This window comes from Bradyrhizobium sp. MOS003 (assembly GCF_003020125.1).
Classification (GTDB): Bacteria; Pseudomonadota; Alphaproteobacteria; order Rhizobiales; family Xanthobacteraceae; genus Bradyrhizobium.
Window position 1 is genome coordinate 124850 of the sequence record NZ_PYFW01000005.1, and the last position, 21017, is coordinate 145866.

Annotated in this window: 19 protein-coding genes; 7 read left to right on the forward strand and 12 right to left on the reverse strand. The window is 66.5% G+C overall.

Annotation, left to right across the window (positions count from 1 at the left end):
- Window positions 1-4: 4 nt before the first annotated feature.
- The 5 genes from C7G42_RS22740 to C7G42_RS22760 are packed head-to-tail and all read right to left on the reverse strand — an operon-like array spanning window position 5 to window position 3590.
- Window positions 5-775, reverse strand: coding sequence for a sulfite exporter TauE/SafE family protein (locus C7G42_RS22740; RefSeq protein WP_106951181.1), 771 nt, complete (start codon window positions 773-775; stop codon window positions 5-7).
- The gene (locus tag C7G42_RS22745) at window positions 772-2040 is read right to left on the reverse strand and encodes a CCA tRNA nucleotidyltransferase (RefSeq protein ID WP_106951182.1); all 1269 of its coding nucleotides are present in this window, start codon (window positions 2038-2040) and stop codon (window positions 772-774) included. The genes C7G42_RS22740 and C7G42_RS22745 overlap by 4 nt, the downstream gene beginning before the upstream one ends.
- A 10-nt stretch (window positions 2041-2050) precedes the next feature.
- On the reverse strand, window positions 2051-2314 hold the full coding sequence (locus C7G42_RS22750; RefSeq protein WP_106951183.1) for a DUF6111 family protein: 264 nt from the start codon (window positions 2312-2314) through the stop codon (window positions 2051-2053).
- Entirely contained in the window at window positions 2311-2982 is a 672-nt protein-coding gene (locus C7G42_RS22755) for a CoA pyrophosphatase (protein ID WP_106951184.1), read from the reverse strand. Before C7G42_RS22755 ends, C7G42_RS22750 begins: the two co-directional genes overlap by 4 nt.
- Window positions 2979-3590 (reverse strand): DUF1285 domain-containing protein, encoded by a 612-nt coding sequence (locus C7G42_RS22760; protein ID WP_106951185.1) that lies wholly within the window; start codon window positions 3588-3590, stop codon window positions 2979-2981. The genes C7G42_RS22755 and C7G42_RS22760 overlap by 4 nt, the downstream gene beginning before the upstream one ends.
- Window positions 3591-3864: 274 nt before the next feature.
- Between C7G42_RS22760 and C7G42_RS22765 the strand changes: the two genes are divergently transcribed.
- The 6 genes from C7G42_RS22765 (at window position 3865) to C7G42_RS22790 (ending at window position 13745) form a co-directional block, all read left to right on the forward strand.
- Window positions 3865-4863: an AAA family ATPase gene (locus C7G42_RS22765; protein ID WP_106951186.1), complete on the forward strand. Its 999-nt coding sequence runs from the start codon at window positions 3865-3867 to the stop codon at window positions 4861-4863.
- On the forward strand, window positions 4863-5807 hold the full coding sequence (locus C7G42_RS22770) for a DUF58 domain-containing protein (protein ID WP_106951187.1): 945 nt from the start codon (window positions 4863-4865) through the stop codon (window positions 5805-5807). The genes C7G42_RS22765 and C7G42_RS22770 overlap by 1 nt, the downstream gene beginning before the upstream one ends.
- A complete protein-coding gene (locus C7G42_RS22775) occupies window positions 5804-8608 on the forward strand; it encodes a DUF4159 domain-containing protein (protein WP_106951188.1) in 2805 nt (934 codons plus the stop codon). The genes C7G42_RS22770 and C7G42_RS22775 overlap by 4 nt, the downstream gene beginning before the upstream one ends.
- Before the next feature lie 7 nt (window positions 8609-8615).
- The gene (locus tag C7G42_RS22780) at window positions 8616-10679 is read left to right on the forward strand and encodes a hypothetical protein (RefSeq protein ID WP_106951189.1); all 2064 of its coding nucleotides are present in this window, start codon (window positions 8616-8618) and stop codon (window positions 10677-10679) included.
- 137 nt (window positions 10680-10816) lie between these two features.
- On the forward strand, window positions 10817-11242 hold the full coding sequence (locus C7G42_RS22785) for a DUF2946 domain-containing protein (RefSeq protein WP_199581080.1): 426 nt from the start codon (window positions 10817-10819) through the stop codon (window positions 11240-11242).
- 133 nt (window positions 11243-11375) lie between these two features.
- A complete protein-coding gene (locus tag C7G42_RS22790) occupies window positions 11376-13745 on the forward strand; it encodes a TonB-dependent receptor (protein ID WP_106951190.1) in 2370 nt (789 codons plus the stop codon).
- Between the two features lie 254 nt (window positions 13746-13999).
- Here C7G42_RS22790 and C7G42_RS22800 read toward each other — a convergent pair whose 3' ends face one another.
- Genes C7G42_RS22800 through C7G42_RS22815 form a run of 4 tightly spaced genes read right to left on the reverse strand, consistent with a single transcriptional unit; the run spans window position 14000 to window position 17200 of the window.
- Window positions 14000-14518, reverse strand: coding sequence for a GNAT family N-acetyltransferase (locus C7G42_RS22800; RefSeq protein ID WP_106951192.1), 519 nt, complete (start codon window positions 14516-14518; stop codon window positions 14000-14002).
- A 56-nt stretch (window positions 14519-14574) separates the two neighbouring features.
- Entirely contained in the window at window positions 14575-15510 is a 936-nt protein-coding gene (locus tag C7G42_RS22805; RefSeq protein ID WP_106951193.1) for a glycosyltransferase family 2 protein, read from the reverse strand.
- Window positions 15507-16658 (reverse strand): hypothetical protein, encoded by a 1152-nt coding sequence (locus C7G42_RS22810; RefSeq protein WP_106951194.1) that lies wholly within the window; start codon window positions 16656-16658, stop codon window positions 15507-15509. The genes C7G42_RS22805 and C7G42_RS22810 overlap by 4 nt, the downstream gene beginning before the upstream one ends.
- 50 nt (window positions 16659-16708) lie before the next feature.
- Entirely contained in the window at window positions 16709-17200 is a 492-nt protein-coding gene (locus C7G42_RS22815; RefSeq protein WP_106951455.1) for an NUDIX domain-containing protein, read from the reverse strand.
- Window positions 17201-17292: 92 nt separating this feature from the next.
- On the opposite strand from C7G42_RS22815, the gene C7G42_RS22820 reads away from it, so the two are divergent.
- Window positions 17293-18189 (forward strand): metallophosphoesterase family protein, encoded by an 897-nt coding sequence (locus C7G42_RS22820; RefSeq protein WP_106951195.1) that lies wholly within the window; start codon window positions 17293-17295, stop codon window positions 18187-18189.
- 100 nt (window positions 18190-18289) lie between these two features.
- Here C7G42_RS22820 and C7G42_RS22825 read toward each other — a convergent pair whose 3' ends face one another.
- From C7G42_RS22825 to C7G42_RS22835, 3 genes are all read right to left on the reverse strand, one after another.
- A complete protein-coding gene (locus tag C7G42_RS22825; protein ID WP_106951196.1) occupies window positions 18290-18847 on the reverse strand; it encodes a hypothetical protein in 558 nt (185 codons plus the stop codon).
- A 196-nt stretch (window positions 18848-19043) separates the two neighbouring features.
- Window positions 19044-19253 carry a DUF4170 domain-containing protein gene (locus tag C7G42_RS22830; RefSeq protein WP_094975753.1) on the reverse strand — a complete coding sequence of 70 codons (210 nt, stop codon included), beginning with the start codon at window positions 19251-19253 and terminating at the stop codon, window positions 19044-19046.
- A gap of 30 nt (window positions 19254-19283) precedes the next feature.
- On the reverse strand, window positions 19284-20918 hold the full coding sequence (locus C7G42_RS22835; protein WP_106951456.1) for an isocitrate lyase: 1635 nt from the start codon (window positions 20916-20918) through the stop codon (window positions 19284-19286).
- Window positions 20919-21017: the final 99 nt, after the last annotated feature.

Below are 21017 nucleotides of genomic sequence, written 5' to 3' on the forward strand. Positions count from 1 at the left end.
TCGTCTACCCGATCAGCTGCCTCGCCGCCGCTGAGATCATCACCAGCCCGCCGGTGATCACCGCGACATCGAGGATCGCGGTGTGGATGTGCACCGGCATCCGCTCGACGAAGGCTTTTGCCAGGAACGCGCCGGGGATGGCGATCGCGCCGATCAGCAGCGCGAAGGCGAGCACCTGCGCAGTGACGGCGCCTGCGAGGCCGAACACCGAGATCTTGATCAGGCCGGTGCCGAGCGAGATCATCGCGTCGGTCGCGATCACGGCGGCGCCTTCGAGGCCGGCAGCCATCAGGAGCGAGAGCAGGATCACGCCGGAGCCGGAGGTACCGCCGACCAACACGCCGTAACCCACCGAGCCGGCGGCAAGGCCGCTGTCGCCGATCCTGACCTTTCGGCGGCGTAGCACGCGGCGCAGCGGCACGCTCAGGATCAGCATCGAGCCGATCACCAGTGCCGCGCCGGCGTTGGTGAGGCGGGTATAGCCATAGGCGCCGAGCGCGGTCGTCAGCGCGGCGCAGGCCAGCACGATCAGCGCGCGGCGGCGGTCGACGTAGCGCAGATAGGCAACGGCGCGGCTGGAATTGGTGAAGATGGCGGAGATCGCGATGATCGGCACCACGGGCTCGGCGCCCACCAGCGGCACCAGCACCAGCGGCATCAGGGCGCCGGTGCCGTAGCCGGCGAGACCTCCGATGATCGAAGCAAACAACGCCATCAACGCGACCAGCAGGAGCTGAAAAATCGAGACGTCGGCGAAGGCTGAAACGATGGTCACGTTCTCTCGTCGCGGCCAATGCGGGCCGCAGCTTGATCGGCGATGGTAGCGAGCGCGGCATCATCTAGTGGAAAATCCGCCGCAAGCCAAGCGTCCTCGGCAAGCGTCAACACATGTCCGAGTGCAGGTCCCTCCGCCAGACCGCGCGCGATGAAGTCGGCGGCCTTGAGCGGAAATTTCGGCGCAGACCAGCGCTGCGGCAGTTCTGCGAGCGCGCGCCAGCGCATCGAGTTGACGTCGCCGCCGGCCCGCGCCCAGCCGAGCAACACGCGATCGTGATAGCGCTCGGGGCCGAGCCGATAGAGCAGACGCCGCGCATTGGCCTCGTCCTTGGTGGCGAAGCGCCACCAGCGATGGCCCATCGAATCCAGTGCCTTGGTCTCGGCATTGGAGAGCCGCAGGCGCGCGGCGACCCGCTTGGCATCTTCGGTCACGGCGACGGTCAGCGCGGCGAGGCGCCGCGTGCTGCTCGCAGCGAGGCCGAGCTCGCGCTCGATCGCGATCATCACCGACAGCGGCCCGGTATAGGCGACGCCGCCGATCAGCGCCTGCAGCAATCCGCCCTCGGCCATGGCGAGCACGGCCGCGGACGCGCCGCCGGCAACCAGCAATTTCAGCATCTCCATGCGCACCCGCTCGGCCGAGAGGCTGGCCAGACCCGCACGCCCGCGGATGCAGGCGAGATAGCCGTCACGGTCGGGATCGCCGGCACCGAAGGCGGCGTGGATGCGGAAGAAGCGCAGGATGCGCAAATAATCTTCGGCGATGCGCTGGTCGGGATCGCCGATGAAGCGCACGCGGCGCGCCTTGGCATCCGCGATGCCGCCGACATGGTCGTAGACGACGCCGCTCGCATCGACCGACAGGCCATTCATGGTGAAGTCGCGCCGCTCGGCATCTTTCACCCAGTCGCGGCCGAACGCGACCTTGGCCTTACGGCCGAAGGTCTCGGTGTCCTCGCGCAGCGTCGTGACTTCATAGGGGTGGCTGTCGATGACCAGCGTGACGGTACCGTGGTCGATGCCGGTCGGCACGCTCTTGATGCCGGCAGCCTTGGCGCGCCGGATCACCTCCTCCGGCCGCGCCGTGGTCGCAATGTCGATGTCGCCGGGCTGAAGACCGAGCAGCGCGTTGCGCACGGCGCCGCCGACCACCCGCGCCTCTTCGCCGTCAGCGTTGAGCAATTGCAGGACGCGCGCGGTCCCGCCTGCGGTCAGCCAGGGCGCATCGGCAAGAATCGGCGCAAATATCGGCTCCGCGCTCATCGTGCGGCCTCTATTTTTCCACGCCCGGCACCAGCCGGCCGTTCTCGATATGGGCGGGAACGTAGGTCGAATCCGGCGGGGCGCCGGAGAAATGCGCAAAGCCGATCAGCCCCGCGATCACCAGCATCAGCGCGGCCAGGACGAGCCGCGCAACGACGGTGACCGGCCAGGACGATCGCGCGAACAGGCCGGAGCGCGTCGCGGCCAGGAACAGCGCATAGACGGCAAAGGGAACGAGGAAGATTCCGATCTCGGTCAGAACCGGCCGGATCATGATGAATAGATCCTCTCATACAGCACACGCAGCATGCCCGCGGTCGCGCCCCAGATGTAGCGTTCAGCGAACGGCATTGCGTAATAGGACCGCTCCATGCCGCGGAATTCCTTGCTGTGCACCTGGTGGTTGACCGGATTCATCAGGAAGGATAGCGGCACCTCGAAGGCGTCATCAACCTCGGACCGGTTGATCGTGAGCTCGAAGCCGGGCCTGACCCTGGCGACCGTCGGCAGGATGCGGAATCCGAAGGCGGTGCCGTAGAGATCGAGATAGCCGAGCGGCTCGACGAAGTCTCTGGACAGACCGACTTCCTCCTCGGCCTCGCGCAGCGCCGCGTCCAGCGGCGAGGAATCGGTGGCGTCGATCTTGCCGCCGGGGAAAGCGATCTGGCCGGCATGGTCGTTGAGATGCGCCGAGCGCTGTGTCAGCAGGATGGTCGGCTCGGGATGATCGACCACCGCGATCAGGACCGCCGCGGGGCGCACCGGCTGCTCGCGCGCGACGATCTCGAGCATCTTGTCGGTGCCGGGATCGCCCGAGGCCGGAATGATGTTCGGATCGTAGAGGCCGAGCGGAACGTCGAAGCCGAGCTTCGCCTTCGAGCGAGCGAAGAAATCCGCCGCGCTGGCGGCGACAGGATCGCTTTTCAGGATAGCCTTGTTCAAAGCGCGGCCCTCACCTGCTCCGCATCGGCCATGGCGAAGAATTCGCCTGATGATTCGACGCCGAACATCGGCTGGCCATCGACCATCCGCTCCTCGCCCATGTCAACCAGATCGTAGTAAAGCGCGCGTGTGACCTTGGCCCAGAGATCGGCGCGGACATGCAGATACGGCGTCAGCCCGCCGTCCTTGGCCTGCTCGAAACGCAGCCGGTGCGCGGCGTCGCAGGTGACCCAGTCATCGACATTGGTGCGGAAGCGCAGCACGCGATGCTCTTCCTCGCCGTGCTTCTGCATCTCGACCGCCATGAAGGGCGCATCGTCGACGCGGATGCCGACCTTCTCCACCGGCGTGACCAGGAAATACTTGTCGCCCTCGCGCTTGAGGACGGTCGAGAACAGCCGGACCAGAGCGGGACGCCCGATTGGCGTGCCCAAGTAGAACCAAGTACCATCGGAGGCGATTCGGATGTCGAGATCGCCGCAAAACGGCGGATTCCACAGATGCACGGGAGGCAGCCCCTTCTTGGCGCCTTCGCTGTTGGCAGCACTTTTGGCGGCAGCAGTCAGCCCCTCGAGACCGCGATCGGCACTCTGCCCTTGGTTCGCCATGGTTTGCCCTGACTTTGTCCGTTGGCACGATTGGTGCAGGTCTACGTTGTATGTCGGAGATCGGTTCCACCCCGGGTTAGCCCGGTGTGGAGGTCGCCACTTCGTGATGCCGTACATAACCCGAAGCCGATAAGGTGGGGATAGGTTAATTCAACGAATACATGGCCTTCCTGCAAGTCTAGCATAGGCGCCATGACCTGACGTGATGACCAAATGCGATGCGATGACATGACGGCCTGGGCAAGCCGCATGGCGGGCTGAAGGAGCTAGACGAATGGCGGAGAGTGTCGAGAAACTCGAGGACGGGATCGTTCGTTCGGCCGAGCAGGTGTCGAGCCAGATTCGCGCGGCGAAGGATGCGATCGCGTCCGTCATCTTCGGCCAGGATCGCGTGATCGAGAACACGCTGGTCACCATCCTCTCCGGCGGCCATGCGCTGCTGATCGGCGTGCCCGGCCTGGCCAAGACCAAGCTGGTCGAAACGCTCGGCGTCACGCTCGGCCTGGATGCCAAGCGCATCCAGTTCACGCCCGACCTGATGCCGTCGGACATTCTCGGCGCCGAAGTGCTGGACGAGAGCACCGCGGGCAAGCGCGCCTTTCGCTTCATCTCGGGTCCGGTATTTGCGCAGCTTCTGATGGCCGACGAGATCAACCGCGCCTCACCGCGCACGCAATCGGCGCTCCTGCAGGCGATGCAGGAGCAGCACATCACGGTCGCCGGTGCGCGCCACGATTTGCCGAAGCCCTTCCACGTACTCGCGACGCAGAACCCGCTGGAGCAGGAGGGCACCTATCCGCTGCCCGAAGCCCAGCTCGACCGTTTCCTGATGGAGATCGACGTCGACTATCCTGATCGCGACGCCGAGCGACGCATCCTGTTCGAGACCACCGGCGCCGAGGAAACGCTGGCGAGAGGCTCGATGACGGCGGAGGCGCTGATCACCGCGCAGCGGCTGATCCGGCGCCTGCCGGTCGGCGATTCCGTGGTGGAGGCGATCCTGTCGCTGGTGCGCTCGGCCCGCCCGGGTCCGGACGCCGGCGAAGCCGGCAAGTTCATCGCCTGGGGCCCCGGCCCGCGCGCCAGCCAATCGCTGATGCTGGCGGTGCGCGCGCGTGCGCTGATCGACGGACGGCTGGCGCCCTCGGTCGACGACGTGCTGGACCTCGCCGAGCCCGTGCTGAAGCACCGCATGGCGCTGACGTTCCAGGCGCGCGCCGAAGGCCGCACGATTCCGGACGTGATCAAGCAGCTCAAGACACGGATCGGTTGATGGCAGCGGAGAACGGGCACACGGCGAAGGAGATCATCGCCATCCGACGTGCCGATGGCGAAAGCCGCACGCTCGCAGCCTCCTTGCCGCGCCTGGTGCTCGAAGCCCGCCGCATCGCCGCCAACGTCATCCATGGCCTGCACGGCCGCCGCCGCGCCGGGTCCGGCGAGAATTTCTGGCAATACCGCCGCTTCGTCTCCGGCGAACCGGCGCAGAACGTCGACTGGCGCCGCTCGGCGCGCGACGACCATCTCTATGTCCGCGAGCTCGAATGGGAAGCCTCGCACACGGTGTGGATCTGGCCGGACCGCTCGCCGTCGATGGCGTTCGCCTCAAAGACCGCGCGCGAGTCCAAGCTGGAGCGTACGCTGATCGTCGCCTTCGCGCTGGCCGAGTTGCTCGTTGCCGGCGGCGAACGCGTCGGCATTCCCGGCCTGATGGCGCCGACCACGAGCCGCAGCATCATCGACAAGATGGCGCAGGCGATGCTGCATGACGACGCCGACCGCCTCAGCCTGCCGCCGTCCTTCGTGCCGGCGGCGCTGGCCGAGACGATCGTGCTGTCGGATTTCTGGTCGCCTATCGCTGAGATCAGGACGACGCTCGCAGGCCTCTCAGGCTCCGGCGCGCATGGCACGCTGGTGCAGATCGTCGATCCCGCCGAGGAATCGTTCCCCTATTCCGGCCGCGTCGAGTTCGTCGAGCCCGAAGGCTTCGGCGTGATCACCGCCGGCCGCGCCGAAAGTTGGGCGCAGGATTACACCACGCGGCTGGCGTTGCACCGCGACCAGATTCGCGCCGAGACCAACAAGCTGGACTGGCTGTTCACCACGCACGCCACCGACCGCTCCGCCGCCGAGCTGCTGCTGTTCCTGCATGCCGGCATGCAGGTGAGCAAGTCGGGCGCCCGCACCACGACGATCAAGGCGGGGCCGGCCGCATGATGGGGTTGCCGCTCGCCTTCACCGAACCGCTGCTCCTGATCGGCCTCGTCAGCCTGCCGGTGCTGTGGTGGCTGTTGCGCGTGATGCCGCCGCGGCCGCGCCGCATCGAGTTTCCGCCGACGCGCCTGTTGTTCGACATCGCCCCGCGGGAGGAGACGCCCTCGCGGACGCCGTGGTGGCTGACCGCATTGCGTCTCCTGGCTGCGGCGCTCGTCATCTTCGCGGCCGCCGGCCCGATCTGGAATCCGCAAACGGGCGCAGCCGACAGCAAGGCGCCGCTGATGATCATGTTCGACGACGGCTGGAGCGCCGCCTCGCACTGGGACGTCAGGATCAGGGCCGCCGACGAGCTCATCGCCAATGCCGACACCGACCGCCGCGCCATCGCGCTGGTGCCGCTGTCCGAGCCGAACCGCGACATCACCCTGATGCCGGCGGGCGCCGCGCGCGTCGCGCTGCGGCAACTCGCACCAAAGCCCTATACGATCGATCGTGTCGAGACGTTGGCCGCGGTCGACCGTTTCCTGAAAGCCACCGGCGATTGCGAGATCGCCTGGCTGTCCGACGGCGTCGACACCGGCCGCGGCGAGGACTTCGTTGCCGGCCTCGGCAAGACCATCGGCGATCGCAGCCTGACCATCTTCGAAGGCGGCACCTCCGCGCCGTTGGCGCTGGTCGCGGCCGAGAACGCGGCGGCGAAGATGACGGTGAAGGTGCTGCGCACCGACAGCGGCATCGCGATCGGCACCGTGCGCGCGCTGGACCAGAAGGCTTCGCCGATCGGAGAGGCGCGTTTCTCGTTCGGTCCGCAGGACAAGGAGACCGACGCCGCGTTCGATCTGCCGGTCGAGCTGCGCAACGACATCACGCGGCTCGAGATCTCGGGCGAGCGCTCGGCCGGCGCGGTGCAGCTGCTCGACAAGCGCTGGCGCCGTCGCGCCATCGGCATCGTGTCGGGCGCGTCCAGCGAGACCGCGCAGCCGCTGCTGGCGCCGACCTTCTACCTGACCCGCGCGCTGGCGCCCTTCGCCGATGTCAGGCTCGCCGACAAGGGCTCGCCGCAGCAGGGCATCACACAATTCCTGGACCAGAAGCTGCCGATGATCATCCTCGCCGATGTCGGCACCATCGCGCCGGAGCTGCGCGAGCGCCTCAATGCCTGGATCGATCAGGGCGGCGTGCTGGTGCGGTTCGCAGGACCGCGCCTGGCACAGGCCGAGGACGATCTGGTGCCGGTCAAGCTGCGCAAGGGCGGCCGCACGCTCGGCGGCAGCCTGACCTGGGAGAAGCCGCAGCATCTGGCCACCTTTGCCGCCGACGGCCCGTTTGCCGGCGTCGTCGTCCCCAAGGACGTGACCGTGAGCCGCCAAGTGCTGGCCGAGCCCGATGCGGTGCTCGCCACCAAGAGCTGGGCTTCGCTGGAAGACGGCACGCCGCTGGTGACCGGCGAGCATCGCGGCAAGGGGCTGGTCAGCCTGTTCCACGTCAGCGCCGACATGCGCTGGTCGGATCTGCCGATGTCGGGCACCTTCGTCGAAATGCTCAGGCGGGTGGTCGATATGTCCGGCTACACCTCCAAGCCCGGCGCAGGCGTCGCCGGCGAGGCGACCGCGGAGACGGTGGCGCCGCTGCACATCCTCGACGGTTTTGGCGCGTTCGGCCCTCCGCCGGCGACCGCAAAGCCGCTGCCCGCGGATTACCGCGACCGCGCCACATCGGACCATCCGCCGGGCTTCTATGGCCCGGCCGAAGGACCGCTCGCCGTGAACACGCTTGCCAGCGCCGACCGCATCGCCGCGCTCAACACCGCGAGCCTGCGCGCGCGGCACGCCACCTACACCAATGCCGAGCCGCGGGACCTGCGCGGCTGGCTGCTGTCGACGGCGCTGGCGCTGTTCCTGGTCGACGCCATCATCGTCGCGGTGCTCGGCGGCGGGATCGCCGCACTGCTGCGGCGCCGCGCGGCGCCCGCGATGATCGTGCTCGGCCTGCTGTTCGCTTCGCTCTCGCCCGCGCCGTCACGCGCCGACAGTGCTACGGACGATTTCGCGATGAAGGCGACGTCGCAGACCCGCCTCGCCTATGTCGTGACCGGCAATGCCGACGTCGATTCCATCGTCAAGGCCGGGCTATCCGGACTGACGCTGTTCCTGGCGCAACGTACCGCGCTCGAAGCCGGCGATCCCGTCGGCATCGATCCCGCGCGGGACGAGCTCGCCTTCTTCCCGCTGATCTACTGGCCGATCGTGCCGGGCGCGCCCAAGCCGCCGCAGGACGCCATCAACAAGATCGACGCCTACATGAAACAGGGCGGCACCGTGCTGTTCGACACCCGCGACGCGATCGAAGCGCCGCCCGGCGCCAACGGCGCCGCGCAGACCCCGGGCATGCAGACGTTGCGCGAGATCCTGTCGTCGCTCGACGTGCCCGAGCTGGAGCCGGTGCCGCGCGAGCACGTGCTGACCAAGACCTTCTATTTGCTGCGCGACTTCCCCGGCCGCTTCGTCACCGGTCAGACCTGGGTCGAGACATTGCCGCGCGAAGACGACGAGGACAGCGCGCAGCGGCCGGCGCGCGGCGGCGACGGCGTCTCGCCGATCATCATCACCTCGAACGACCTCGCCGGCGCCTGGGCCGTTCGGCCCGACGGCCAGGCCATGCTGCCGGTGACCGGCGGCGACACCCGTCAGCGTGAATTCGCCTACCGCGCCGGCGCCAACATCGTCATGTACACGCTGACCGGCAATTACAAGGCCGACCAGGTGCATGCTCCGGCGCTGATCGAACGGCTGGGGCAATAGGATCCATATGAACTACGGTATCGCGTTCACACCGCTTGTCCCCGCGATCGTGCTGTGGATCGCGCTCGCCGCGATCATCGTCATCGCGATCGTGCTGCTGGTGGCGCGCGCGCGCGGCGCCGCCGTGCGCGTGGCCGCTCTGGCGCTGTTCCTGCTGGCGCTCGCCAATCCCTCCTTCACCCGCGAGGACCGTGATCCTCTCACCTCGGTTGCCGCAATCGTCGTCGACAAGAGTCCGAGCCAGAATTTCGGCAACCGCAATCGCGAGGCTGCGCAAGCGCAGGAAGCGCTGGTCGACGGCCTGAAGAAGATCAAGGGGCTGGAGGTGCGTGTCGTCGATGCCGGACAGGCCGACGGCGAGACCGACGGCACCAAGCTGTTCGGCGCCCTCGCCTCGGCCTTGTCGGACGTGCCGGTCGACCGCGTCGCCGGCGCGTTCCTGATCACCGACGGCCGCGTCCACGACATTCCGGCGAACGCCGCCGCGCTCGGCTTCCAGGCGCCGGTGCATGCGCTGATCACCGGGCAGAAGGACGAACGCGACCGCCGCATCGCGATCACGGCGGCGCCGCGCTTCGGCATCGTCGGCCAGACCCAGACCATCAGCTACCGGCTCGACGACCAGGGTGTTACGGGCGAGCGCGCCAAGGTCACGATCCGCCGGGACGGCGAGGTCATCAATGAACGCACGCTCTCGAGCGGCCAGGCCGCGAGCGTCGACGTCGACATCAAGCATGCCGGCCCGAATATCGTCGAGATCGAGGCCTCGCCGCTCGAGAGAGAGCTCACGCCGGTGAACAACCGCGCGGTCGTCGCCATCGACGGCGTCCGCGACAAGCTGCGCGTGCTGCTGGTCTCGGGCGAGCCGCATTCGGGCGAGCGGACCTGGCGCAATCTGCTCAAGTCCGACGCCAGCGTCGACCTCGTGCATTTCACCATTCTGCGTCCGCCGGAGAAGCAGGACGGCACGCCGATCAACGAATTGTCGCTGATCGCGTTTCCGACCCGCGAGCTCTTCCAGCAGAAGATCAACGAATTCCAGCTGATCATCTTCGACCGCTACGCCCGCCAGGGCGTACTGCCGATCGCCTATTTCGACAACATCGCGCGCTATGTGCGCGGCGGCGGCGCGGTGCTGGTCTCGGCCGGTCCCGACTACGCCTCCAACACCAGCATCTGGCGCACGCCGCTGGATTCGGTGCTGCCGGCCGAACCGGTTGGCGTCACCGAAAAACCGTTCTATGCGCATCTATCCGACGTCGGCAAACGCCATCCCGTCACGCGCGGGCTGGAAGGCTCGGCCTCCGAGCCGCCGCGCTGGAGCCGTTTCTTCCGCACCGTCGACACCCGCAATTCCGTCAACCCGCCGGTGATGACGGGGGCCGACGGCAAGCCGCTTCTGTTCCTGTCGCGCTTCGGCGAGGGCCGCGTCGCGCTGCTGCTCTCCGACCACATCTGGCTGTGGGCGCGCGGCTATGAGGGCGGCGGCCCGCATCTCGACCTGCTGCGGCGGATGTCGCACTGGCTGATGAAGCAGCCGGACCTCGACGAAGAAGCGCTGCGCCTCCAGGTGCAGGGCAAGAACCTGGTCGTGGTGCGCCAGACCATGGCCGACAGCGTCCAGCCGGTGAGCGTGACCTCGCCGTCCGGCGTGTCGCAGGATCTGACGCTGAGCGCCGGCGACCCCGGCGAATGGCGCGCCAGCTTTCCCGCAAGCGAGCTCGGCCTGTGGGCTGCCACCGACGGCACGCTGAAGGCGCTGATCAATGTCGGCCCGACCAACCCGAAGGAGTTTTCGGAGGTCACCTCCACCGTCGATACGTTGAAGCCGCTGACGCAGGCAACCGGCGGCAACGCCGTGCGCGTGGTCGACGGCGCAAGCGTCGAGCTGCCGCGCATCCTGCCGGTGCGTTCGGCCAGCGTGTTTGCCGGCGACGGCTGGATGGGCGTGCGGATGCGCGATGCCAGCGTCGTCAAGGGCGTCGGCGTGCTGCCGATCTTCGCCGGCCTGATTGGCCTCTTGCTGCTGCTCGGCGCGTTCGCCGCGACCTGGGTGCGCGAGGGTCGGTGATCTCGCTCCGTTGCTCGAACGACACATCGGCCCGCCACCGGCGCTGGGCGGTCCGAGTGCGATTGACATCCGCAGACCGATCGGGCGATGTTATATTGTTACATCGCGACATCTCGCGATGCGGGTGGCTTTTCCAGATGAAGTGGTTCCGGTCGAATATCAGGCACGGCGCCCGGCTCGCGATCTTCGCGATGCTGGTGCAGTTCGCGCTGACGTTCGGGCACAGCCACTGGTTCGCGCAGGCCACGCCGCTTGCCCAGGCTTCGCTCCAGCAGACCGACGGCGCCAAGGACAGCACTAAGAACAGCGCCAAGGGCGCTACAACCGACCGTGCCGCGGTCCAGAAACAATCGCCCGCCGCTCCCGACCGCGAGCATCCCGGCGAGGACAATTGCGCGATCTGTGCCGTGGTCGCGATGGCTGGCACCGTCATATCGGCAACGCCGCCCGTGCTTCTGCTGCCGCAGGCGATCGAACTGCTCTACCGCACCACCGATGCCGAATTCCTCCATCTGAAATCGGCCGGCACGGCGTTCCAGCCGCGCGCCCCTCCCGCGTCCTGACTCAACATCGCTTGATCACGCCCGGGCCGAGAGTGCCCGGGAGACGTTGAAGTCGAATTCCGTCGCGCCGCGACGGCAGGCCGCCTCCGATCAGCAAACATGTTCAGGACGGCGCCTGACTGGAATCAGGACCATGTCATTTCAATCGCGACGCGCGCAGCGTCTTGGCGGAGCAAGCCTGCTCCTGCTCGGTGCCGCCGCCACGCCCGCTTTCGCCCAGACGCCTGCGCAAGACAAATCGTCGAGCGAGATCCCCGCCGTCACCGTGACCGCGCCGAGCCCCATCGTGCGCAGAGCGGTGGTGCCGTCCCGCAATCCCGGCCGCGGCACGCGGACCGCGCGGGTGCGCAGCCGCCCACAAACGGCAGAGGCGGACCCGGCAGCCTCCGCGCCCGCCGCGCCCCAGCAGGGCGTGCTGTCCGTCGTGACCAACCAGTTCGCGACGGTGACGGTGGTGCCGAACGACGAGATCCGCCGCGAGGGCGGCGGCCAGCTCGGCGATCTCCTGTTCTCCAAGCCAGGCATCACCGGGTCGAGCTTCGCGCCCGGCGCATCGAGCCGGCCGATCATCCGGGGTCTCGACGTCAACCGCGTCGGCATCGTCGAGAACGGCACCAATGCGAGCGGCGCTTCCGATCTCGGCGAGGATCATTTCGTTCCGATCGATCCGCTCGCGACCAACCAGATCGAAGTGGTGCGCGGGCCCGCCGCACTGCGTTACGGCTCGACCTCGATCGGCGGCGTCGTCAGCGCCACCAACAACCGGATTCCGGACGCGCTACCTGCATGCGCGCCGTCATTCCAGGCTTACGGCCTGCCGACCAAAGCTCCGCTCGCGAGCGCCGCGACATCGCCTTGCGTCAACGCCGAGACCCGCACCGCGTTCTCTTCGGTCGATCGCGGCGTCGAGAGCGGCGTGCTGCTCGACACCGGCGGCGGCAATTTCGCCTTCCACGCCGACGCCTACGGCCGCACGACCTCGGACTATTCCATCCCGAGCTATCCCTATCTGAACGACCAGACGCGCGCCGTGAACGGCCGCCAGCCGAACTCGGCCACGCGCTCGGACGGCGCCTCGATCGGCGGCTCCTATTTCTTCCAGGGCGGCTATATCGGGGCGTCGATCACCCAGAACGACTCGCTCTACCACATCCCCGGCATCGACGGCGCCGACCACCAGACACGGATCGACGGCCACCAGACCAAGATCAACGTCAAGGGCGAGTACCATCCGGACGCCGCCGCGATCGACGCGGTGCGCTTCTGGGCCGGTGCGACCGATTACCGGCACAACGAGATCGGGCTTGCCGATCCTGCCGACCTCAACAGCGACGGCGTCAGGCAGACCTTCACCAACAAGGAGCAGGAGATCCGGACCGAAGTGCAGCTGATGCCGTTCAACGCGCGCTTCGCCGAAGTGACGACGGCGCTGGGCTTCCAGGTCGGCCATCAGGAATTGAGCGCGCCGAGCCCGGACAATCCCGGCACGCTGTTCAACGGCCTATGGGATCCGAACAGCAGCAACCGCGTTGCAGCTTACGCCTTCAACGAGTTCAAGTTTACCGAGGCGACGCGGGCGCAGATCGCCGGCCGCATCGAGCATGTCGAGCTGCACGGCACCACGCCGGACTTCCCGGCCGATTATTTGCCCGACGGCACGCCGCAGGCGGGCATCGCGCGCAATCCGTCGTTCACGCCGAAGAGCGGCAGCATCGGCCTGTTGCAGGACCTGCCCGGCGGCATGGTCGGCAGCATCACCGCGCAATATGTCGAGCGCGCGCCGAAGGCGGCCGAGCTGTTTTCCCGCGGCGGCCACGATGCGACTGCGACCTTCGACATCGGCAATCCAAACCTCACGATCGAGACCGCCAAATCGGTCGAGCTCGGCGTGCGCAGGGCGACGGGGCCGTTCCGCTTCGAGGCGACCGTCTACTACACGCATTTCGACAATTTCATCTATCGCCGCCTCACCGGCGTGTCCTGCGACGACGACTTCGCATCCTGCGGCAATCCGGGCGCGGAGCTGAACCAGGCCGTGTATTCGCAGCGCAATGCCAATTTCCGCGGCGGCGAATTCCAGTCGCAGCTCGACATCGCCGCTTTCCAGGGCGGCATCTGGGGCATCGAGAACCAGTTCGACATGGTCCGCGCCACCTTCAGCGACGGCACCAACGTGCCGCGGATTCCACCGATGCGGATGGGCGGCGGCGTGTTCTGGCGCGACGACAACTGGCTGATGCGCGTCAACCTGCTGCACGCCTTCGCACAGAACAACGTCGCAATGATCGCGGAGACGCCGACGGCGGGCTATAATTTGTTGAAGGCCGAGGTGAGCTACAAGACCAAGCTCGACCGCAACTGGTTCGGTGCGCGCGAGATGATGGCCGGCATCGTCGGCAACAATCTCCTCAACGAGAACATCCGCAACTCCGTGTCCTACACCAAGGACGAGGTGTTGATGCCCGGCATCGGCGTGCGCGCGTTCGCGAACTTCAAGTTCTAGGCTTGCTCGTGTCGGGGCCTAAGGGGCCCGGCACACACCGTCATTGCGAGGAGCTCTTGCGACGAAGCAATCCAGACTGCCCCCGCAGAACGATTCTGGATTGCTTCGCTTCGCTCACAATGACGGAGTAAGAGGCACTGCCGCGCGCTTCATCGACAGCCCCCGTAGCCGGATGACCGAGCGATATCCGGGGCAGTGCATCTGTGGCGACAGGTGTCCCGGATGTCGCTAGCTCATCGGGCTACGGCGCCGAGCTACCCTGCCCGCGCCTTGCTCCAGTCGGGGCCGACCGAGCCCGACACGCCTTCGAAGGCGCCGTCGACAAGCTCGAACACCAGGATACGGGCGGCGTCGACCGGGCCGGGCATGGTGACGCGGCCTTTCGGGACCGGCTTGAAGCCGACCCGGCTGTAATAGGGCTCGTCGCCGACCAGCAGCACGAGGCGGTGACCTTTCGCCTTCGCGTCCTTGAGCGCGCGCTCCATCAGCAGACGGCCGACACCGCGGCCGCGGAACGGCGGCTCGACCGTGAGCGGGCCAAGTAGCAGCGCCGGCGTTTCGCCGACCAGCACTGGCAGCTGCCTGACCGAGCCGACCAGCAACGTGCCGATGCGGGCCGTGAAGGACAATTCGAGCACATGGTCGACGTGCTCGCGGATCCGGTAGGCGCTGAGCACGAAGCGGCCGGGACCGAAGGTGCGTTCGTGCAGCCGCTCGATCGACTGGGCGTCGCCAGCGGCTTCAGGGAGGATGGTCAGTGAAAGATCGGTCATGTCAATTCGCGGGATAGCACCTGAACGCAGCGCGGTCCATCGGGCAGCGACGGCCCTCAGCTGCTTTTCAAGGTCGGTTGGGACAGATAGGCCAGCATCTTCATCTCCCGACGCCCGCGCGTCACCGTGTCGAGCACGAGCCCCGAGGACACCGAGAGCAGGGCCATGATCATCAAGCCCATCGACAGCACGGCGGTCGGCAGGCGCGGCACGAGGCCGGTCTCGATGAAGGTGATCACGATCGGGATCGCGAGGATTACCGCCGCCATCGCCAACAGGCCTCCGATCACCGCGAAGAAGCGCAACGGTCGCTCCGAACGGTAAAGCTTCACCATGGTGCCGAGGATACGAAATCCGTCACGCCAGGTGTTGAGCTTGGAGAACGAACCTTCGGGACGCGCGTAATAGGGAGTCTCGATCTCGGCGACCGGCAGCGACAGTTCCAGCGCATAGACTGCGAGTTCGGTCTCGATCTCGAAGCCGTCGGAGAGGACGGGGAAGGATTTGACGAAGCGGCGCGAGAACACGCGGTAGCCGGACAGGATGTCCTTGAAAGCGTGACCGAAGGTCGACGCCAGAAAGCCGGTCAGCATGCGGTTGCCGGTGCGGTGGCCGAGCCGGTAGGCGGCCTGGACCTGATCGACGCGAAGGCCGACCACCATGTCGAGATGATCATCGAGCAGCCGGTCAATCATGCGAGGTGCGCTCGGCGCATCGTAGGTGGCATCGCCGTCGACCAGCACGTAGACGTCGGCCTCGACGTCGGCGAACATGCGGCGCACGACGTGGCCCTTGCCCTGCCGGCGCTCGCTGCGCACGATCGCGCCCGCTTCGCGCGCGACCGTCGCGGTACGGTCGCGGGAATTGTTGTCATAGACGTAGATCGCTGCCGACGGCAGCGCCTTGCGGAAATCCGCAACGACGGTGGCGACCGCCGCCTCCTCGTTGTAGCAGGGCACCAGCACCGCGATGCGAAGTTGCGTTGCAGTCATCGCGACGGCACTCCGAGGCTTGCCGGCGCGCGCCCGAGCGCCGCGGCCTGCTGCGCCTGCGCCGGCTGCATCAGCCAGGCGAACGAGACGCTCCACAGCGAGAGCATCGCAATCGGCACGATGTAATAGGGTGTGAAGATCGGATGGCTGAGGAAGAAGACGAGGTTGACGATGAGATTGCCGGCGACGACCAGGGCCACCTGACGCACGCTGCCCTCGCCCACCCGCAAGAGCCAGGCCGTGGAGCCGATCGCCAGCACGATCAGCACGAATTGCATGTCGCGCAGATAATGGCCGAACACGGCGAAGTCGAAGGCCGGCGCGACCACGTCGGCACTTCCATAGGTCGTGGCCAGCGGGCTGCCGGCGTTGACGGCCTGGGCGATCAAGGTCGGGGCCATGCCGACGAGAACGCCGAGGCCGAGGCCGAGCCCCTGCACGAAGGCCGACAGCGTCCGCACGTTCAGGAAGGCAATGCCGAGATAGATGAAATAGCCGGCCGCGAGCAGCGCATTCGGCAATCTGAAATTGACGGACGCACCCAGGAGAACGCCGATCAGCGCGATCAACAGCACGCTGCGTTTATCCCTGGTCAGCCACAGCGCCGTCAGGAAGCCTGCGACGGCGCACAGCGCCATGGTCGGCGCGACCGAATAGCTCGCCTTCGCCGGATTGATCATGAGATAGATTGCGAGCGCGCCGAACAGGCCCGCGCCGAAGACCGACGGCAGCGTGCGCGCCATGGCAATGCCTGATAGCGCAAGGCCGCAGACGATCAGGCTCGCGGCAACGTAGAGCGGCACCATCTGGTGACCCTCAGGAAACAGCGCCAGCAGAAAGCCGGTGCCCGGCGGATATTGCATCACGATCTTGCCGCTCGGCATCGGATTGTGGCACGGCCAGCGGATCGGATCCTGCCATTCGGCGAACGCGATCTCCTTCAACTTCCCTTCGAAATAATGATCGTAGTCCAACGCGGCATTGGTATTGAGTCCACCGATTCCGAGGCGCTGGAACAGATGCGCCTGCCTGAGATAGCAGATGTCGTCATAGACCCCGCGCGCCTCGCTCCAGCGCGACATCGTGACGATGTTGCTGGCGAGGATCGCAAGGCAGATCAGGCCGAAGGCGAGCTTGGCAGTCTTCATCCGGTTTCCGTGGCAGCCGTTTTCGGGCAGCTTACTAGCACAGGCCGCCCTCAGCGCCACGTCGCAATCAGGGGCTCGCCGTCCAGCACTTCGGCGATCCGCAGCCGCGTACCTCGCGTGGTGCCCTCGGGCAACGCCGCGACCGCGAAGAACCCGCATTCGCTGATCTCGCGGTTGGGCGCGGGCAGGCGATCCTGCCTGAACTGCCTGACCACGTAGATGGCGACATGGTCGCGGCGGGAGACGTGGCTGTTGAGGAAGATACCGTGCAGCACGGCCTCGCCGGTGAGGTCGATATCTCCCTCCTCTTTGAGCTCGCGCCGCATCGCCTGCTCCATGGTCTCGCCGAAATCGACGCCGCCGCCGGGCAGATGCCAGCCGCTGACATAGCTGTGCCTGACCAGAAACACCCGATTCTCGGCATCCAGCACCACGGCGCGGACGCCGAGCGTCATGCCGCGGACGACGAGGAAATAGGCGTGGAAGAGTCGCCGCAGCAGCGGCTCGAATTTCCGTCGAACGCGGTTCAGACGATCTCCCATCAGGCTTCCTTGAGGCTGCTGTTCGGGCCCCGCTTGCACTGGCCTCGCGAGCTTGCCATTACAGCAAAGCAATAGCGAGGCAATCGCGCGCCATGACTCCCAACACGTCGGCCCCCTTCACGCTCGCCCATCTGTCCGATCCGCATCTGGCGCCCTTGCCGAAGCCGCGGCTGATCGAGCTCGCCGGCAAGCGCTTGCTCGGCTACGTCAACTGGACGCGCAACCGCCACAAGTACCAGCGCCGCGAGGTGCTCGACGCGTTGGTCACCGACATGAAGGCGCAGGCGCCCGACCACATCGCGGTGACAGGCGATCTCGTCAACCTCGCGCTGGAAGCCGAGTTCGCCCCTGCCCGCGCCTGGCTCGAGGGCGTCGGCCCGCCCGACCGCGTCACCACGATTCCCGGCAATCACGACGCCTATGTCCGCGCCACCTCGCATCGCTTCAGTGAGACGTTTGCGCCCTATCTCGCCGGCGACGACGGCGGCATCGGCTTTCCATCCGTGCGCCGGCGCGGGCCGCTCGCGCTGATCAGCCTGTCCACGGCAGTGCCGACCCTGCCGCTGATGGCGACGGGCACGCTCGGACCCGATCAGCTCGCCGCCCTCGCAACCGTGCTCGAACGGCTCGCGGCCGAGGACGTCTTCCGCGTGCTGCTGGTGCATCATCCGCTGAAGTCCGACGCACGCCAGAAGCGGATGACGGACGCGCCGGAATTGCTGGCGCTGTTGAAGCGCCACGGCGTCGAGCTGGTCCTGCACGGGCACGACCACGTTCATTCGACCATATGGGTCGAAGGCCCCAACGGCAATATTCCCGTGCTCGGCGTGCCCTCGGCCTCCGCGCTCGCACACGGCCACTACCCGGCCGCGGCGTATAACCTGTTCAGTATCGAGAAGGACAATTCCGGCTGGCGCTGCGAGCAGACGGTGCGGAGCCTCGGGACGGGATTTCAGATCGGGCAGATCAAGCATGTGAGGTTGATTTAGTCGGGCTGTCACTGCACCGAAGCGAAGCAATCCAGGAATCCTTCCCGTGGAAGCACTCTGGATTGCTTCGCTTCGTTCGCAATGACGGCGGAGAGAGAATTCACCAGCTCCGCAGGGCCGCCAGCACGGCGAGGCCGAACAGCGCCGCCGCACCTAGCACGAAACCGAACACGAACGGCCACAGGCGCGAGCGGCGCGGCGGTGGCGGCGCGACCTCGGGCTTCGGTTCGGGCGGAACCACCATCGCATGCTCTCGCTCGACCATCCGGCGCGCGACATAATCGGTGACGGCCTCGACGATGACGACGGTGTCATGCGATTCGGCAAGCACGATGCGGCCGAAGCGGGTGTCCTGGACGAAGCGGTACTGCCGCTTGTCGCGTCCCATCACGATGTGGGCGACGACGTCGATCCAGAGTCTCGGCGTATCGCCCTGGCTGATACCGCGGTCGAACAGGTCGATCCTGTCGGGCACCTGCGCGAACAGGGGATCGAGCGCGTCGTTGAGGATCTCGAGCCGCGCCACCTCCGCGTCCCTGAGATCGACGACGACGCCGGTCCGGTCGGCGGCCTCGATCCGCGCGCGCAGCAGCGCGTCGCGCAGCCGCACCGGGCGCGGCTGGCCGGGATGGGTCCCGCTGGTTTCGGGCTCTGACATTGTCGGCCTCGTCCTCGACTTTCCCCATTAACCTATCAGCAACCACACCCTCCGCAAAGGGTCCGCAATTCCAGAGACTTACGGCACCCACAGGCGATTGACCTGTGCCAAAAGCAGACGGTCCCACCCAGGCAGAGCCTGGATGGGACCATCGGTCCTTGGACGTCTTCTTGATTCAGGTCGCCAGTCGGGCCTTTCAGGCCGAGACGCGCGACGGCTCTTCCACGATGGAGAAGCGGACGCCGGCCTTGTGGCGGTTCTCTTCCGAGACAGTGCGCCAGGCGTCCTCGGCCTCCGTGCGGGTCTTGAACGGACCCTGCACCTGGGCCGAGCCTTCCACGAGCTTGTGGAAGTTCATCGAACCGAACTCGCCGCCGATCACCCAGAAATTGCTGCCTTTGGTCATTGTCAGTCTCCTCTTGGATAACGTGATGCGTTAGCCGAACTGGTTCATCGTGTTGTGCGCACCGCCCGCCTTCAGGGCAGCCTCGCCGGCGAAGTACTCCTTGTGGTCGTCGCCGATGTCGGAGCCGGCCATGTTCTGGTGCTTGGCGCAGGCGATACCCTGACGGATCTCCTGACGCTGGACGTTCTTGACGTAGCCGAGCATGCCCTGGTCGCCGAAATATTCCTTGGCGAGGTTGTCGGTGGACAGCGCGGCCGTGTGATAGGTCGGCAGCGTGATCAGGTGATGGAAGATGCCGGCACGCTTGGCCGAATCCGCCTGGAAGGTGCGGATGCGCTCGTCGGCTTCCTGCGCCAGCGGCGTATCGTCGTATTCCGGCTTCATCAGCTCGGCACGGTTGTACTTGCTGACGTCCTTGCCGGCTTCCTTCATCGCGTCGTAGACCTGCCAACGGAAGTTGAGGGTCCAGTTGAACGACGGCGAGTTGTTGTAGGCCAGCTTGGCGTTCGGAATCACCTTGCGGATGCGATCGACCATCTTGGCGATCTGCTCGATATGCGGCTTCTCGGTCTCGATCCAGAGCAGGTCCGCGCCGTTCTGCAGCGAGGTGATGCTGTCGAGCACGCAGCGGTCTTCGCCGGTGCCGGGACGGAACTGGTAGAGGTTCGAGGGCAGCCGCTTCGGACGCATCATCTTGCCGTTGCGGTTGATGATGACGTCGCCGTTGCGGGCGTTCTCCGCGGTGATTTCCTCGCAATCCAGGAAGCTGTTGTACTGGTCGCCGATGTCACCGGGCTTGTGGCTGACCGCGATCTGCTGGGTCAGGCCAGCGCCGAGCGAGTCGGTGCGGGTCACGATGACGCCGTCTTCGACGCCGAGCTCGAGGAAGGCGTGGCGGCAGGCACGGATCTTCGCGATGAAGACCTCGTGCGGCACGGTGACCTTGCCGTCCTGGTGACCGCACTGCTTCTCGTCCGAGACCTGGTTCTCGATCTGCAGCGCGCAGGCGCCCGCCTCGATCATCTTCTTGGCGAGCAGATAGGTCGCTTCCGCGTTGCCGAAGCCGGCGTCGATGTCGGCGATGACGGGGACGACATGGGTCTGGAAGTTGTCGATCTTCGCGATCAGCTCCTGCTCGCGGGTCTTGTCGCCTTCCTTGCGGGCTTTGTCGAGCAGACGGAAGATGTCGTTGAGCTCACGGGAATCCGCCTGGCGCAGGAAGGTGTAGAGCTCCTCGATCAGCGCCGGCACCGAAGTCTTCTCGTGCATCGACTGGTCGGGCAGCGGGCCGAACTCGGAGCGCAGCGCCGCGATCATCCAGCCCGAGAGATACAGGTAGGTGCGATCGGTCTTGCCGCCGAAGTGCTTCTTGACCGAGATCAGCTTCTGCTGGGCGATGAAGCCGTGCCAGCAGCCCAGCGACTGCGTGTATTTGGTCGGGTCCTTGTCGTAAGCCGCCATGTCGGCCCGCATCAGCGCCGCGGTGTAGCGGGCGACGTCGAGGCCGGTCTTGAAACGGTTCTGCAGGCGCATGCGCGCGACATGCTCGGCCGTCACCCCATTCCAGGTGGGCTGGGTCTCGAGGAGCGCCTGGGCCGCCTTGACCTCATCCAGATAGGAGGACGGGCCCTGGAGGGTGCTGATGCCGCGGGGCTGGTAGTTCATCTGATCGATCCTTTCGCGGACGACAAGCAACAGCTTATCGTCGACATTTTTGACAGTGCATTGCGAAATGCGTGTCCTGAGCTAAACGCGAGAAAGGGA